Source organism: Pseudomonas sp. AGC41 (assembly GCF_057334555.1).
In genome coordinates this window covers 172,560-187,930 of the sequence record NZ_JBHFJB010000117.1, presented here as the reverse complement: position 1 = coordinate 187,930, position 15,371 = coordinate 172,560, and the positions used below count along the sequence as shown (strand labels likewise).

16 protein-coding genes are annotated in these 15,371 nt (G+C 63.9%); 13 read left to right on the top strand and 3 right to left on the bottom strand.

All coding sequences use genetic code 11. The features are described 5' to 3' along the window. Positions 1 to 66 precede the first annotated feature (66 nt). Entirely contained in the window at positions 67 to 1,224 is a 1,158-nt protein-coding gene (locus tag ACE04F_RS21120) for a serine hydrolase domain-containing protein (RefSeq protein ID WP_486109706.1), read from the bottom strand. Positions 1,225 to 1,389: 165 nt separating this feature from the next. Between ACE04F_RS21120 and ACE04F_RS21115 the strand changes: the two genes are divergently transcribed. After that, the gene (locus ACE04F_RS21115) at positions 1,390 to 2,604 is read left to right on the top strand and encodes a cytochrome P450 family protein (protein ID WP_486109704.1); all 1,215 of its coding nucleotides are present in this window, start codon (positions 1,390 to 1,392) and stop codon (positions 2,602 to 2,604) included. A 112-nt stretch (positions 2,605 to 2,716) separates the two neighbouring features. On the opposite strand, the gene ACE04F_RS21110 is transcribed toward ACE04F_RS21115, so the two are convergent. Further along, positions 2,717 to 3,313 carry a GNAT family N-acetyltransferase gene (locus ACE04F_RS21110; protein ID WP_305498081.1) on the bottom strand — a complete coding sequence of 199 codons (597 nt, stop codon included), beginning with the start codon at positions 3,311 to 3,313 and terminating at the stop codon, positions 2,717 to 2,719. After that, complete coding sequence (locus ACE04F_RS21105; protein WP_486109701.1) at positions 3,310 to 3,861, bottom strand: RNA polymerase sigma factor; 552 nt, start codon at positions 3,859 to 3,861, stop codon at positions 3,310 to 3,312. Before ACE04F_RS21105 ends, ACE04F_RS21110 begins: the two co-directional genes overlap by 4 nt. Positions 3,862 to 4,178: 317 nt before the next feature. Here ACE04F_RS21105 and ACE04F_RS21100 point away from each other — a divergent pair, with 317 nt between their 5' ends. The 12 genes from ACE04F_RS21100 (at position 4,179) to ACE04F_RS21045 (ending at position 15,316) form a co-directional block, all read left to right on the top strand. Next, a complete protein-coding gene (locus tag ACE04F_RS21100) occupies positions 4,179 to 5,306 on the top strand; it encodes a TyeA family type III secretion system gatekeeper subunit (RefSeq protein ID WP_486109699.1) in 1,128 nt (375 codons plus the stop codon). After that, positions 5,303 to 7,390 carry a type III secretion system export apparatus subunit SctV gene (gene sctV, locus ACE04F_RS21095; RefSeq protein ID WP_486109697.1) on the top strand — a complete coding sequence of 696 codons (2,088 nt, stop codon included), beginning with the start codon at positions 5,303 to 5,305 and terminating at the stop codon, positions 7,388 to 7,390. The genes ACE04F_RS21100 and sctV overlap by 4 nt, the downstream gene beginning before the upstream one ends. A gap of 159 nt (positions 7,391 to 7,549) precedes the next feature. Then, positions 7,550 to 8,443 (top strand): FHA domain-containing protein, encoded by an 894-nt coding sequence (locus ACE04F_RS21090; RefSeq protein WP_486109695.1) that lies wholly within the window; start codon positions 7,550 to 7,552, stop codon positions 8,441 to 8,443. Further along, entirely contained in the window at positions 8,443 to 9,801 is a 1,359-nt protein-coding gene (locus tag ACE04F_RS21085; RefSeq protein WP_486109693.1) for a FliI/YscN family ATPase, read from the top strand. Before ACE04F_RS21090 ends, ACE04F_RS21085 begins: the two co-directional genes overlap by 1 nt. After that, positions 9,788 to 10,207: a hypothetical protein gene (locus ACE04F_RS21080; RefSeq protein ID WP_486109691.1), complete on the top strand. Its 420-nt coding sequence runs from the start codon at positions 9,788 to 9,790 to the stop codon at positions 10,205 to 10,207. The genes ACE04F_RS21085 and ACE04F_RS21080 overlap by 14 nt, the downstream gene beginning before the upstream one ends. Beyond that, positions 10,197 to 10,751, top strand: coding sequence for a type III secretion protein (locus ACE04F_RS21075; protein ID WP_486109689.1), 555 nt, complete (start codon positions 10,197 to 10,199; stop codon positions 10,749 to 10,751). Before ACE04F_RS21080 ends, ACE04F_RS21075 begins: the two co-directional genes overlap by 11 nt. Next, a complete protein-coding gene (gene sctQ / locus ACE04F_RS21070) occupies positions 10,748 to 11,848 on the top strand; it encodes a type III secretion system cytoplasmic ring protein SctQ (protein ID WP_486109687.1) in 1,101 nt (366 codons plus the stop codon). The genes ACE04F_RS21075 and sctQ overlap by 4 nt, the downstream gene beginning before the upstream one ends. Continuing rightward, positions 11,845 to 12,498 (top strand): type III secretion system export apparatus subunit SctR, encoded by a 654-nt coding sequence (sctR, locus tag ACE04F_RS21065; protein WP_486109685.1) that lies wholly within the window; start codon positions 11,845 to 11,847, stop codon positions 12,496 to 12,498. The genes sctQ and sctR overlap by 4 nt, the downstream gene beginning before the upstream one ends. A 9-nt stretch (positions 12,499 to 12,507) precedes the next feature. Further along, positions 12,508 to 12,762 (top strand): type III secretion system export apparatus subunit SctS, encoded by a 255-nt coding sequence (gene sctS, locus ACE04F_RS21060; RefSeq protein ID WP_486109684.1) that lies wholly within the window; start codon positions 12,508 to 12,510, stop codon positions 12,760 to 12,762. Then, entirely contained in the window at positions 12,762 to 13,559 is a 798-nt protein-coding gene (gene sctT / locus ACE04F_RS21055) for a type III secretion system export apparatus subunit SctT (protein WP_486109682.1), read from the top strand. The genes sctS and sctT overlap by 1 nt, the downstream gene beginning before the upstream one ends. A gap of 15 nt (positions 13,560 to 13,574) precedes the next feature. Then, positions 13,575 to 14,681: a type III secretion system export apparatus subunit SctU gene (sctU, locus tag ACE04F_RS21050; RefSeq protein WP_486109680.1), complete on the top strand. Its 1,107-nt coding sequence runs from the start codon at positions 13,575 to 13,577 to the stop codon at positions 14,679 to 14,681. A gap of 116 nt (positions 14,682 to 14,797) precedes the next feature. Next, positions 14,798 to 15,316 carry a type III effector gene (locus tag ACE04F_RS21045; RefSeq protein WP_486109678.1) on the top strand — a complete coding sequence of 173 codons (519 nt, stop codon included), beginning with the start codon at positions 14,798 to 14,800 and terminating at the stop codon, positions 15,314 to 15,316. The last annotated feature ends 55 nt before the right edge of the window (positions 15,317 to 15,371 follow it).

Here is a 15,371-nt window from a genome sequence, read left to right as displayed (position 1 = left end):
CAAATGGGATTGCTGCGCAATCCAGCGGGACCCCCCCCCCCCCCCACGGATTATCCATTGCCGATCTTACAGACATGCCATCGCAACATTTGCCAGGCCGCGTGCGCGAGGGTCCATCAGGACGTAGGAGCCGATGGTGTTGCAGGCAAAGCCGAACGCCACGCCGCGCTCCGGGTCGGCAAAACCGATGGTGCCACCGGCGCCCATGTGGCCGAACGCGCTCGTTCCCATGCCGTAGCTGCCGTTCGCCACGTCCGGCTGGTCGAGCATGATGCCCAGGCCGAAACGGGTCGGGGTCTGGATCGTCGGGTCGTATTCGGCGCTGTGCTCGCGCAGCATTTCGTTGAGCAGTGGCGATTCCAGCAGCCGTCCGTCCAGCAGACCAGCGTAGAACGCCGCCAGGCTGCGGGCGTTGCCGTGGCCGTTGGCCGCCGGCTGGGTCATGCGCTTCCAGCCGGTTTCGTTGCTGCGCCCCAGCACCATCGGCGGATTGGCGAAGGCCAGTGAACTCATGGCCGTCGGCTCGTTGAGCACGAATTGCAGCACTCGACCAAAGGCCTCGTCATCGACGTCGTCCTTGGTGCGCGCCATATAGGCGCATCGAGCGATGTTTGCATCGTCCAGGCCTATATGGAAATCCAGCCCGAGAGGCAGCGCCACGCGCTGATGGATGCTTTGCGCCGGGGCCATGCCATCCACCCGACGCAGCAATTCACCGAGAATCCAGCCGAACAGCAGCGGCGAGTAGGTTTGCTGTTTGCCCGCGTCGGCCCAGGGCTGCTCCTCGGCGATCAGGTCGGTCATCATGTCCCAGTCGTAAAGCATTTCCGGCGCCAGGGGTGTGCGCAACGCCGGTAGCCCGGCGCGATGGCACAGCACCTGGCGCACGGTGATGGACGCTTTGCCGGCGTTGGCGAATTCGGGCCAGTAGCGGCAGACCGGCGTGTCGAGGTCCAGGCGTCCTTCGCCCACCAGCTGCATGATCGCCACGGCGGTGAACGGCTTGGTGCAGGAAAACAGGTTGAGCAGGGTGTCACGCTGCCAACTGATGTCCGGTTCCGGGCCGGCAATCCCGGCCCACAGATCGATCACCGTTTCGCCGTCGATCTGGATGCACAGGGCGGCGCCGCGTTCGAAAGGGCTTTTCATCAGCTGGATAAAAGCCGCTCTGACCGGCTCGAAGCGAGGGTCACAGTGGCCATGGATGGCAAGTGCATGCGTCATGTCAGCTCCAGGCGGGGTTGGGTTTCCCTTGAGTGACGCGGGCCGGGCAAACGGTTCATCCGGTGGCAGACGATAGTGACCTTGTGCCGAGCTTGCTCTGGCAGGGATCTTTTTGCGCCAGTCCAGCCACTCATGGGCAACGATTCCTTCCTCTGGAGAGTGTTCATGGCGTACGAGCGGACCCTTGATTTGAATAGCGACGCGTTTCGCGGCGAGGCTTATCGGCACTATGCGGCGCTGCGCCAGGCGTCTCCGGTGTTCCTCAGCCAGCCCGACGGGCAGTTGCCGATGTGGTACGTCACCGGTGCCCGGGAAGTCGAAGAGGTCCTGCTGGACAACGAGCGCTTCGCCCGTGATCCATCGCGTATCGATCCGCGGTTCGCGGCGATGCTTGGCGGCGAGCAATCCATTGCGTTTCTCAATGAGCACATGCTCAACCGCGACGGGGAGAGCCACCGCCGCCTGCGTCGCCTGGTCAACAAGGCCTTCACCTTGAAGGCAGTGAACGCCATGCGACCGCGCATTGAACAAATCGCCGAGACGTTGCTGGACGCAGTGCAGTCGAGCGGGCAGATGGACGTCGTGAGCCAATATGCCTTCCCTCTGTCGATTACCGTCATCGCCGAACTGCTGGGCGTCCCTGCTCAGGATCGCGACGATTTCCGGCGCTGGTCCCACATGATCGTCCGGCAGGTAGGCCATGACCTGAGCGAACTGCAGCGCTGCTACGAAGAATTTGCCAGCTATATGCTCGCCTTGATCGAGCAGCGCCGGGCCCAACCGGCCGACGACCTGGTGTCGGCCCTGGCCCAGGTCGAGGAAGAGGGCAGTATGCTCAGCCGGAGTGAGCTGTGCAGCATGATCGCGCTGCTGATCATCGCCGGGCACGAAACTTCGGCATCGATGATTGGCAACGCCGTGCACACGCTCATGCAGCATCCCGAGGCATTGATTCAATTGCGGGATGAGCCGGCATTGATGCCCGATGCGGTCGAAGAGTTCTTGCGTTATGACTCAGCGGTGGAACGGGCCATGGTTCGTTTCGTCACCCAGGACACGGAACTGGCCGGACAGCGTTTGCAGCGTGGGCAGCTGCTGGTGGCGGTAGTGGGGGCGGCCAATCGTGACGAGGCGCTGTGCGCCGATCCGGACACACTGGATATCACTCGCCCGGCCTGCCCGCACATGTCTTTTGGCAAAGGTACGCATTACTGCCTGGGGGCGTCGCTGGCGAGGCAGGAACTGGAGATAGCCTTGGCGACCTTGCTGCGGCGTTGTCCCGGGCTGCAACTGGCGGTGGAGCCCAGCGCCGTACGCTGGCGCTATGTACCCAATTTCAGGGGGCCGGATGCGTTGCCGGTGCGTTGGTCGGTGGACTGACCCGGGCGGCCAGGCGTGGGGCTCGTGGGTGAATTCTCGTCACGAGATCAACGGTTGCCAGTACAAAAAATGGCAACGGCTCGCCCGGCCTCTTGCCGGACGAGCCGTTGATTCAAGCCAGGCTGGCCTCCCTTGTCTGCGCAGGCACTGAAGCGCTGACGGGGGTGGTGTCGATAGGCATCAGGTCCAATCCATAGAGCACCACATCCGCACGCTTGTCAGCGAATCGGGCGATACCCGGGAAACGCCCCCATAGCGTTGCTCCCAATCCTTGCACGCCCCGCTTGCTCGCCTCGTTGTGCTCGATGATCCAGGCCACCAGCGTTTCGAAACCATAACGTCTGGCCAACACCACGGCGGCTTGGCCGAGGCGAATGCCGACGCCGCTGCCGATGTGGTCGTTGCGCACGTAGATCGATACTTCGCCGGTCAACCGGCAGGCCTGGGCCCCCCAACAGAAGCGGTTGACGATCAACCAGGCGACCACCTCGCCGCCGCGCTCGAGCACGTAGATCGGGTCACCTTCCTTGACGAAACAATCGACGAAGAACGTCATTTCCTTCAGGGAAAACGCTCTGAGTACGGGGGAACTGGTTCCCCCCAGAGCGCTTTCGTTGAAGATATCCGTCATCACCGGCAGGTCATCGGGCGTATAGCGACGTACGCCCCGTGGCAGGTCGGCTCGGCTATTCAAACGATTACTGGTCATGGCCGGGTTTCTCCATAGACGCTTTTCTTGAGTTGTTCACGGGCCCGAAACAAGCGTGAGCGCACGGTGCCGATGGGCACGCCCAGCCGTTCGGCGGCATCGCGGTAGCTGCTCTCGGTGTCCACGGCGGTCCACAAGGTCTCGCGCATGTCCTTGGGCAGGGCGTCCATCGCCAGCAGCGTGCGGTCCAGCAGCCGCCGGTTGTCGCACAGTTCACTCAGGTCGATGTCATCGCTGGATTCGTTGAAGTCGCTTTCATCGAATGGGCTCAGCGGCGGTTGCGCATAGAAGCGCCGGAAGTGATTGCGGATCAGGTTCAAGGCGATGCCGCACAGCCAGGTGTCCGGCTTGGCCAGCCCCTTGAATTTTTCCTGGTTGCGCCAGGCTTCCAGATACGTGAGTTGGATGATGTCGTCGGCGTCGTCTTGATTGAGTACACGCTTTTGCACAAACAGACGCAGCTTACGCTCCTCGCCGAAGCTGACACCGGGCGCACTGGGACGTGCCGGTGAAGTTTGCGGGAGAAGCATGAGGTTCAGGCTGTTCATCAATAAATCCCTCTGATGGGTTCCATGGTGTCGACGGGTGTGTCGACATTTCCCCTTCAGCAGGACCTGTGCCAAGCCGGATCTAACAAGTATCTAGATGAAATTTAAGGATTTTTTATTAGTGCAAAGGCTCTATTTGTGCAAGGGCGTGCACGGCTTTCCAGAGATCCACTGCATGAACTTGCACCGGCCGGGCCTTCAAAAAACAGCCTGCGGACGAGTCGGTTGTTCGCTGCAAAAAAGCCCGTGACGGCGATGGAACCGAATGGTGGATCACCACCACCCACTGAGCGTCCGAAACCACGCTCCCGGTCATCATGAAAGTAGAAGCCCCGACAAATGCGCACATTGCCGCCAACCTCGCCCAGGCCGTTTCGGCTGTCGCGGGCGTTGGCAGGCCTGTCGAATCGTCGCAGGCCACGCAGTCCAGTTCGATGGAAGAGGTCGGCATGACCTTCAGCCATCATGTGGAACGCAATACCAAGGCGCTGAGCCAACGCCGCATCCGTAACGCCCGCAGCGAGGTGGGCCAGGTGCGGGTCGAGACCCGTGAACAACTGGAAGAGTGGTACGACCAACTCGGCCATCCCGGCAAGCAGAGCCTGGGGGCCATGGCGGCCCAGGCCGGCGTCTTGCTCAGTGGCCAGCCGGTACTTGAGGAGCTGGTGCAATCGACGGGTGGAGATCCGGCCCGCACCGACCTGATCCTGAAGCAGACGCTACTGGACGCCGAGGCGCAGGGTCGTCTCGTCGAAGCCAGGCGTGCCCGCGACTATCTGCAACTGTTGCGCGAGCGTTATGGGGCGCAGATCCAGGCCGGCATGAACATCGCCGAGGCCCTGCGAGCCTCCGGTGGCGATCCGGAACTGCGCCAGGCGGTACGGCGCCTCTATTACGACACCGTGGTGCTCAAGCAGTCCTTGCCCACCATGATGCAGGCGTTGCTTGGCCTGTTCGGCGAAGCGGCATTCGTTTCGGGGCTCGACATGATGCGCCGCGCGCTGGCTGATGACATCGCCGCCCACGCGCCTTCGCGGCCTACCGCGCTGTTGCGCACGCTGCTGATCGGCCTCGCTGCCTCGACGCAACTGAGCAGCGTGCTGCAAAGCTGTCGCCGTTTGTTGGAGCAACTGGCCTACAGTTGCCCGGCCAGCCAGCTCACCGCCGTGCTGTTGCTCCAGCGCATGCTGGGATTTGTCAGCAGCGGCCTGTCTTCGGCGGAAGTGCGTCGCATCGGCCGTGAATTGGGCGGCGATCAGGAGCGCGACCAACTGGTCTCCTTGAACGGCTTGTACCCCTTGCTCAAGCGTTTGCCGCTGGCGCTCTGGCGCGATGCCAAAAGCCGCCAGAGCGCGCTGAAGAATCTGCTGGTGCTGCTCGATGAGCGTTCCCGTGGCGAGACCCGTGGACAGACCGCCGAACCGGTTATTGGAGCGCGGCCATGATCGCCATGCTGAACAAAGTCGCCCAGGCGGCGGTGCAACGTATCGAGGTGGCCGGCGCGTTCGTGGTGCTCGGCATCGTGTTCATGCTGATCCTGCCGTTGCCGACTGCGGTGGTCGATGCGCTGATCGCCATCAACATCTGCATCTCCTGCCTGCTGATCGTGCTCTCGCTGTACCTGCCGCGTCCGTTGGCGTTTTCCTCGTTCCCGGCGGTGCTGTTGCTGACCACTTTGTTCCGGCTGGCGCTGTCGGTGGCGACCACGCGCTTGATTCTCCTCCAGGGCGACGCCGGTCATATCGTCCAGGCGTTCGGCAATTTCGTGGTGGGCGGCAACCTGGCGGTCGGGCTGGTCATCTTCCTGATCCTGACGGTGGTCAACTTCCTGGTGATCACCAAGGGCTCCGAGCGAGTCGCCGAAGTGGCGGCGCGGTTCACGCTGGACGCGCTACCGGGCAAGCAGATGTCCATCGATAGCGACCTGCGCGCTAACCTCATCGATGTCAGCGAAGCCCGCCGCCGCCGCGAGGAACTGAACAAGGAAAGCCAACTGTTCGGGGCGATGGACGGGGCGATGAAATTCGTCAAGGGCGATGCCATCGCAGGCCTGGTGATTGTGGTGATCAACCTCATCGGCGGCTTCTCGGTGGGCATGGTCCAGCATGATATGAGCGCCTCCGACTCGATGCACTTGTATGCCGTGTTGACCATTGGCGACGGTCTGATCGCGCAAATTCCAGCCCTGCTGATTTCCTTGACCGCTGGCATGATCATTACCCGCGTCTCGCCGGAAGGACAGCCAGCCGGCAGCAGCGTCGGCAAGGAAATCGCCAAGCAGTTGACCGCCGAGCCCAAGGCCTGGGTCATCGCTTCGGTGGGGATGCTCGGCTTCGCCGCGTTGCCCGGCATGCCGACGCTGGTGTTCATCGTGATTGCCTTGATCACCGGCACGGCGGGCATCATCCAGTTGCATGGCCGGGCAAAACAGGCGCGCCAGGGCGAGCAGTCTGAAACGGTCGTCACGCCAGAACACAATGGCGCCGAAGACCTGCGCAGCTTCGACCCGACCCGGGCCTATCTCTTGCAATTTTCCAAGGCGATGGAAGGCAACCCGGCCGCCGAGGACGTCATCCAGTCGATCCGTAAAAAGCGCAACGCGCTGGTCGCAGGTTTTGGCCTGACCTTGCCGCCCTTCGAAATCGAATACAGCACGCTGCTCGAAGACGACGAGTTCCGGTTCTGCGTGCACGAAGTGCCGATGTTGCGGGCAACCTTCGGTGACCGCGTGGCCGTGGCGCGCGGGCCGCTGCCATTCGAACCGCAGGATGCCCGGGTCGGCAGCGAAGTGCGTGACGAGCATCAATGGCTTTGGCTGGCCCCCGACGACCCGCTGCTGGCGGACGAGCGCGTGGAAGCGGTACCGGCTGGGGAGCTGCTGGTGGAGCGCATGAGCCGGGCCATGTTTGCCACCGGCCCGCAGTTCCTCGGCCTGCAGGAAAGCAAGTCGATTCTCAGCTGGCTCGAAGCCGGACAGCCAGAGCTGGTGCAGGAGCTGCAGCGGACCATGCCCTTGGCCCGTTTCGCCGCCGTGCTGCAACGCTTGGCAGGCGAAGGCGTGCCGCTGCGGGCGGTGCGATTGATCGCCGAGTCGTTGATCGAGCATGGACAGCATGAGCGCGATGTCGGTGCGCTCACCGACTACGCCCGCATCGCCCTGAAATCGCAAATCTATCACCAGTACCGCGATGAAGACGGCTTGCACGTCTGGTTGCTGACGCCGGAAACCGAAGGGCTGCTGCGCGACGCGCTACGCCAGACCCAGACGGAAACCTTTTTTGCCTTGGAAAGCGTGCATACCCGCGCCTTGGTCTTGCAGCTGCGCGAAGGTTTCCCGTTGCGGGCCAAACGAGTGGCGGTGCTGCTGGTCGCCCAGGATTTGCGCGCGCCACTGCGTGACTTGCTGCGTGACGAGTTCAATCACGTACCCGTGCTTGCCTTCAGCGAGTTGCACAGCAATGCCCAGGTCACCGTGCTGGGGCGCTTCGATCTCGAGCAGGAGCAGCTGCGGATCGAGGACGCCGCATGACGGTTTTTTCCCTTCGGCGCGTGGGCCGCGCTGCCACGGGTAACGAGATAAATCCAGGCGCGTTCGATGGCCTGGCTGTGACAGTGGATGAGGGCCACCCGTGCCCCGTCGTTCAACCGGATTGTGGGCGCACCCCCGTCGCGCCTTGAGGAGTTGGCCATGTTCGAGCTGCGTGTATTGAGTGGTCTGCACCGAGGTGCGGCGTTGCCGCTGGTGGGCGAGCAATGGGTAGTGGGAGCGGCGGAAGACGCCGACCTGGCGTTATACGATCCAGGTATCTGCGCACATCACGTGGCCCTCAGGCAGGTTCAGGGCCAATGGCTGCTGGACTCGCTGGACGGGCAGGTCTGTGATGCACAAGGCCAACCCTGGATTCCCGCCGGAGCGTTGCAAAGCAATGCGCCGTTTTCCATCGCTGGCGTCTGGTTGTGCCTGGCCCCGGCGGACCAGCCCTGGCCTGAAGAAGCGGCCCTGGATGACGCTGCGCACCTGGCGGTAGAGCGGCAACCCCAAAGAGCTGCGGCGCGGCCTTCCTGGCCCAAGCGCCTGGGGATCGCCGCCGCGGTGATCACCGTTGCCTCCAGCGCCTGGGCCTTCACCAGCCAACCGGCACCGACCGTGGCGCCCGGCGCGGCGCAACAGCTCAAGCCGGCCAAGGTCGCGCTGGGCTCAGTCGAGGCGGTCCGCCTGGAGCTTGATCGCATGCTTCAGGAGCGTGACCTGGATGCCCATGTGCAGACCGCGGTCCAGGACGGCCGACTGGCCCTGGTGGGTGAGTTGCCGCGTCAACGCCTGGCGATGGTCGAGCGGCTGCTCGAGCGCTTCCATGCTCGCTACGATACGTCGGTCGCGATCACGACCAACGTCAGGGAGCGGCTGAGTCAACTGCCGTTTCAGATCGCCCAGATCGTTGGCGGCAAACATGGCCATGTCGTCACGGCCGACGGCCGCCGGTTGTTTTTGGGCGACCAGATCGATGGGCTACGCCTGACCGCGATCGATGCCGGCAAGGTTACCTTCGAAGGTGAGCAACGCTACGAGGTCACCTGGTGATGACGCAGGCGGCCATTGCACGACTGGAAACCTGGGAGGCCGGACAACGGGCGCATCTGCGCCGGTTCTCGCCGGTCATGGTGCGCGGGCAGGTCCAGCGGGTCAGCGGCATCTTGTTGCAATGCCGGCTGCCGGGAGCGCAGATCGGTGACCTCTGCCAGGTCGAGCGTGACGCGCGTGAGCCGTTGCTCGCTGAAATCGTCGGCTTCGATCGCCACGATGCCTTGCTCAGCGCCTTGGGTGGCCTGGAGGGCGTGCGGGTCGGCGCGGTCGTGGAGCCGCTGGGCATGCCCCATCGGGTGACTGTCGGGCCGCAATTGCTTGGGCAAGTGTTGGACGGCTTCGGTCGGCCGCTGTTGGACGGTGGCGTGGGCGCATTCGCCGGGGCGCAAGTGCTGCAGGCCTCGCAAGTGATTGGCGAGGCGCCTGCGCCGACCGCGCGACCACGCATTCAACTGCCGTTGATGACCGGCGTCCGCGCCATCGATGGCCCGCTGACACTTGGCGAAGGCCAGCGTGTCGGGTTGTTCGCCGGCGCCGGCTGCGGCAAGACCACATTGTTGGCGGAGATCGCCCGCAACGTTGACTGCGATGTCATTGTCTTCGGCTTGATCGGTGAGCGCGGGCGCGAGTTGCGCGAATTTCTCGACCATGAACTGGACGATGAATTGCGCGCTCGGGCAGTCCTGGTATGCGCCACCTCCGACCGGTCCAGCATGGAACGGGCCCGCGCGGCATTCACCGCCACGGCCTTGGCCGAGGGCTTTCGCGCCCGCGGCCAGCGCGTCCTGCTGCTCATCGACTCGCTGACCCGGTTCGCCCGGGCGCAGCGGGAAATCGGCCTCGCCGCTGGCGAACCGTTGGGGCGCGGCGGCTTGCCGCCTTCGGTCTACAGCCTGTTGCCGCGTCTGGTCGAACGGGCCGGGTTGAGCAATGAGGGGGCGATCACCGCGCTTTATACGGTGCTCATCGAACAGGATTCGATGAACGATCCGGTGGCGGATGAAGTGCGTTCGCTGCTTGATGGTCACATCGTGCTGTCGCGCAAACTCGCCGAACGCGGTCATTACCCGGCGATCGACGTATTGGCCAGCCTTTCACGAACCCTGGCCAATGTCGCCGAGGCCGAGCATCTTCGAGCGGGCATCAATCTGCGGCGGTTGCTGTCGGCCTACGAGCAGATCGAACTGATGCTGCGCCTGGGGGAATATCAGGCCGGCGCCGACCCTTTGACCGACCTGGCGGTGGAGTCCCGCAGCGCTCTGGACGCATTCCTGCGCCAGGACCTGCGTGAGCCGGAGCCGTTCATGTCGACCTTGGCCCACCTCCAACAATTGACCGCCTATGTCCCGGGCTGATCTGGACGCCCTGGCGCCGGTGCGCCGGCACCGCGAGGCGCAAGCCGAACGGGCCTGGCGCCAGCAGCGCGAGCTTTTGCGTGAGCGCCAGGCCGCATTTGCCGCCGCGCGGGCGCGCTGGCAGGCCGCCTGTGAGCAGCAGGCGGTGCAGCGCGAGACCCTCTACGGCGAGCACCGTGGCCGCGCGCTGAGCGTTTGCCAACTCAATGCCTGGAGCACCGAGGAGCGGCGCTTGATCGGCGAGCTGGCGGAGCAAGCGCGGGCCCTGCAGGCGCTGGAAGAGGAACAGGCGCAGCAGGCACGCCATACCGAAGCTGCGCAGCAGCGATTGCAAGGGCGCAGGCGTGACCTGGAGAAACTCGGCGCCATGATGGAGTACCTGGTGGAGGTCCCCGATGATGAATGAACGCACGGTACGCGGTGGACCGCCGGCTGCATCCGCCCGCCACGCGCCGCGTGCGCATGAGTACGCGCCTGCCCAGGTGAGTCGGGCCACCCGTCCGGCGGCCCGCGAGCCTGCGCCCGCTTCCGAACGCGACGCCGAAGTGATCGCCGGGCGCAGTGACGGCTACTGGTTTCGCCAGTGGGTCGACGCCCCACGGGGCAACGGCGAGGACGACAGCGCAGGCGCCAGCTCCCTGTCAGGGTGGGTCGGCCTGGAGAGTGGCGAAGTGGACGCCTTTGTCGATCAGCTTTCGCCACGTCTGCGGGCCACGCTCGACCAGCAGCTGGACCTGCTGCTGCACCTTCCCCATCTGGGTCGGATCAGGGTCTCTGCGCAGCGTCTGGCCGGGACGTCTGGCTGGGACATTGGCCTGAGTGGCGAAACCGAAGAAGTACGTGCGCGGTTATCGAGTCGGTCCGGGCGCCTGGAAGAGGCATTGGGTCAGAGCCTGGGCCAGCCGGTGACGGTGCGCGTGGCATCCGAAGAGGAGGCGAGGGCGACATGAGCGTACCTGCATTGGCGCTGCGATCGATGTGCAGCAATAACGCCGCCGCCCGGCAGCGCCTGGGGGCTGGCGTCAGTCTGGCGTTCGAGGTGGCAGGCGAAGCGGGCGTGGTGGAGCTGACCCCGGCCAGCGGCGCGGCGAGAGCTACGCCGTATGTGCTGGAGTGTGCGCACGGTGTCCTGGCCCTCGACGAGCCCGGCCCGGTACTCAGCTTGTTCGGTGAGTGTCCGGTGGTCCTGCCCGCCGAGCCTTGCGCGGATGATGCCTGGTTCTGGGCGCTGTTCCAGCAAACCCTGAGCGAGTCCTTGCGGCAGGCATTCGGTTTTCTGAGACCGCTGGCCGGCCACGTCGTCGAGGGCATCGCCTGCCGGATCGAGGTGCAAACAGGCGCGGCCCGTGCCACGAGCCATCTGCAAATCGCCGGGACCACCCTGCTGGGGTTGCTTGGCGCAGCGCCGTGGCAGCGACGGAGTGTGCCCTGGGGCGACGACCTTGCGCTGGATGTTCCGCTGCCATTGGGGCACCTGACGTTGGCCGCCAGGCAGGTGGCCGCGCTGCGCCCCGGTGACGTGCTGGTTCCGGAGTCCGCCCTGTTCGATCCATCCGGCCAGGGAATCATTCGCCTGGGCCGGCAATGTGCGCGGGTGCGGGTATACGACCGTGCCGCGCCGTTGCGCCTGACCTTGCTCGCTCTGGAGGAAACCGCTATGAGCACCACCGCCGACACCGACATCCTGATGCCCGACTGGGACGACACGACTCGCTACGAACCCGACGTTCCGGCGCCTGAAGTCGACGAGCAGCCAGCGCCTTACCCCGTCGACTCCGATGCCGCGCAGGCGCCGATGACAGACCCAACCGCCAGCCGCGAGCGTTTCGACGACCTGCCATTGGCGCTGACGATACGTTGCGGCCACTTGAGCCTGACCCTGGGCGAGTTGCGCGACCTGGCACCCGGCTCGGTGCTCCAGGTCCAGGGCGTGGCGCCGGGCGCGGCGGCGTTGTTCCATGGCGAACGGGCCTTGGCCCACGGCGAACTGGTAGAGGTGGATGGCCGGCTCGGTCTGCAGATCACTCGCGTGGATGTCGCTGGATGAGCTTCCAGGGGGTCGACCCCTTTCTGCTGGCGCTGTTCATCGGCGGGATCTCCTTGGTTCCCTTGTTGCTGATCATTTGCAGCGCCTTCCTGAAGATCGCGATCGTATTGACCATTACCCGCAACGCCATCGGCGTGCAGCAGGTGCCGCCAAACATGGCGCTGTATGCCATTGCGCTGGCGGCGACGCTGTTCATCATGGCGCCGGTCGGCCACGATATCGCCGAGGAACTGAAAGAGCGGCCACTGGATTTCAGCAATAGCGAGGCGTTGCAGGGCTCTGCCTTGAACGCGGTAAAGCCGCTGCAAGCCTTCATGTCGCGCAATACCAACCCGGACATCCTCACCCACCTGCTGGAAAACACCCAGCGCATGTGGCCCAAGGAGCGCGCCGAGCAAGCCAGTCGCGACGACCTGATGCTGCTGATCCCGGCCTTCATGTTGTCGGAGCTCGAGGCCGGCTTCCAGATGGGCTTCCTGATTTACATCCCGTTCATTGTCATCGACCTGATCGTGTCCAACCTGCTGCTGGCGCTCGGTATGCAGATGGTCGCGCCGATGACCATTTCGTTGCCGCTCAAGCTGCTGGTGTTCGTCCTCGTGCAAGGCTGGACGCAATTGCTCGACAGCCTGTTCTACTCCTATCTCTGAGGGCATGCGATGGACGCGCTGACGTTGTTCAAGGAAGGCATGTTGCTGGTGGTCCTGCTGTCCGCGCCGCCCTTGATCGTCGCGGTGATCGTCGGCGTGCTGACTTCCCTGGTGCAGGCCTTGATGCAGATCCAGGATCAGACCTTGCCCTTCGGCATCAAGCTGGTGGCTGTCGGGCTGACCTTGCTGGTCACTGGTCGCTGGATTGGCGCCGAGCTGCTGGGCCTGTTGCGCCGGGCGTTTGAACTGATGGCCAGCGCCTGATGACGACCCAGGCCGTTCTTCCCTATTTCGATATGCTGCTGTCGATCGCCCTTGGCATGGCGCGTATTTATCCGGTGGCTTACCTGGTCCCGGTGTTCTGCTTCCAGCATCTGCGAGGCCTGCCGCGCCATGCCGTGGTGTTCGCCCTGGGCATGTTGCCGGCGCCGGGCATCCGCCAGGCCCTGATCGATGCCCAGGTCAGTTGGTTGACCCTGGCTGGGTTGATGTTCAAGGAGGTGGTGTTGGGCCTGTTGCTCGGGGTTCTGCTGGCCATGCCGTTCTGGCTGTACGAGTCGGTGGGGGCCTTGCTCGATAACCAACGCGGTGCGCTCATCGGCGGCCAGTTGAATCCGGCGCTCGGCACGGATACGACGCCGTTGGGCCATCTGTTCAAGGAGATGACGATCCTGTTCCTGGTCGCCACCCTGGGCATTGGCACGCTGACCCAGGTGATCTGGGACAGCTACCTGGTCTGGTCGCCCACGGTCTGGTTTCCGTTACCCGGCGCGGATGGTTTCGGGGTGTTCCTCGGGCTGCTCGCCGAAATGTTCATGCACATAATGCTTTATGCGGCGCCCTTTATCGGCTTGCTATTGCTGGTGGAGTTCGCCTTGGCCTTGCTCAGCCTGTACAGCCCGCAATTGCAGGTCTTTGTCCTCGCCATGCCGGCGAAAAGCCTGGTCGGGCTGGGCTTCCTGCTGTTCTACCTGCCCACGTTATGGGACGCGATGACCGGCCGTCTCGGCCGCTACGGGGAAATCCGCCACCTGCTTCATCTGCTGTTGCAGGCGCCTTGAAGGAAGGGCTCGTTCATGAGTGAAGACAGCGGCGAGAAGACCAAGCGCGCGACACCGAAAAAAATCCGTGACGCCCGCAAAAAAGGCCAGGTCGGCCAGAGCCAGGACCTGAGCAGCCTGTTGGTGCTCACGGCAGTCACCGAAGTGGCATTGACCCAGGCTGATAACAGCATGCAGGCGCTGGGCGAAATGGTTTCGTTCCCGTTGCACCGGCTGGACGGCGACTTCGTTCGTGCCTTCGAGGAAACCCTGGCCCATGCCGGTGGCGTGTTGCTCAGTTTCACCTTGATGACCGTCGGGTTGGCAATCGCCACGCGCCTGATCGCCGGTTGGGTACAGTTCGGCTTCCTGTTCGCGCCCGAGGCTCTTCACCCCGATCCGAACCGCTTGAACCCGTTGAACCAGGCCCAGCAGATGTTTTCCGCCCAGGCGCTGATCCAGCTGTTCATGGGGCTGGTCAAGGCGGTGTTCATCGCCAGCGTGCTTTACCTGGTGACGATGCCTGCCCTCGGGTCGTTGATCAGCCTGGTCAACGGTGACCTGCATGGCTATTGGCGCGGGCTCGCCAGTCTGTTCCGGCACATCATGCACATCTGTCTGGGCGTGTTGCTGGTGCTGGCGATTGTCGATTTTGGGCTGCAGAAATATTTCTTCGCCAAGCGCCTGCGTATGAGCGAAGAAGAGGTGCGCAAGGAATTCAAGGAAATGGAGGGCGACCCTCACGTCAAGATGCATCGACGCAGCCTGGCCCGGCAACTGGTCGACCAACCCGCCAGCAAGGACAAGGAAACCAAGCCGGTGGAAGAGGCCGATGTGTTGGTAGTCAACCCGACGCACTTCGCCGTCGCGCTGCTCTATCGACCGGAGGAGACGCCGTTGCCGCAGCTCATTACCAAAGGCGTCGATGCTGATGCCCGTGCCCTGATCGAGCGAGCCAAGGCGGCGCGTATTCCGGTCATTCAATGCATCTGGCTGGCGCGAACGATCTACAAGGAAGACGTAGGCGGATATATCCCGCGGGAAACGCTTCAGGCGGTCGCACACATTTATCGGGTGTTGCGCGAGCTGGATGACGAGGCCAAGGGCGAGGTGATCGAAATCCCGGAACTGAACCTGCGCTGAGGCCGATGGAACCGGTGCGCACCGGGATGCCACTCAAGTAGTGAGCCCGGGACCGCCCGGGTGATGCCGGCTTGCCGGCAGTCCCACCGCACATACCGACTCGTGGAGATTCCCCTATGCCTGAACCCAATTCACTGGCCCATTCCATAAGGGGCACGGGTGCCCTGCATGGCGTCGACGGCTTGCACTCGTCACGCTCGCCCTCGTTGAGCCAGCAGCCTCGCGACGCCCAGCAGCGTACCGGCACGCAAAGCCTGCATGGGCGAGGCCGCTCATCTTCGTCGCCCCCTGCGGTTCACCAGCGCGGCCGGACCCGGACACGGGGCGCCGAGCGTACGCCTGCGCCGTCTGACGATCGACCGCTGGAAGACACGCAAAGCCCCGGTTCCACAGCGCCGCCCCGCGCGCCCGACTCGTTCATGAGCGAGATGGAAACCCGTCAAAAGCAGTTGATGGAAAAGCAGTTCGATATGCAGATGCGAATGGAGGAGCGTCAGAGCGAAATGATGATCGTCAAGAGCTCGGCCGACATGGCCAAGTTGATGAGCGACACGGTGACGGAAGTCACCAAGGGCTTCATGGACACTGCGAGGAGAGTCATGCAGGAGGGAGGTGAGGCGATGAAGCTTCGGTAATACGCGCAATGATTTGGGAAAACGCTGTACCCGTGGGGGGGGGGGGGGGGGGGGG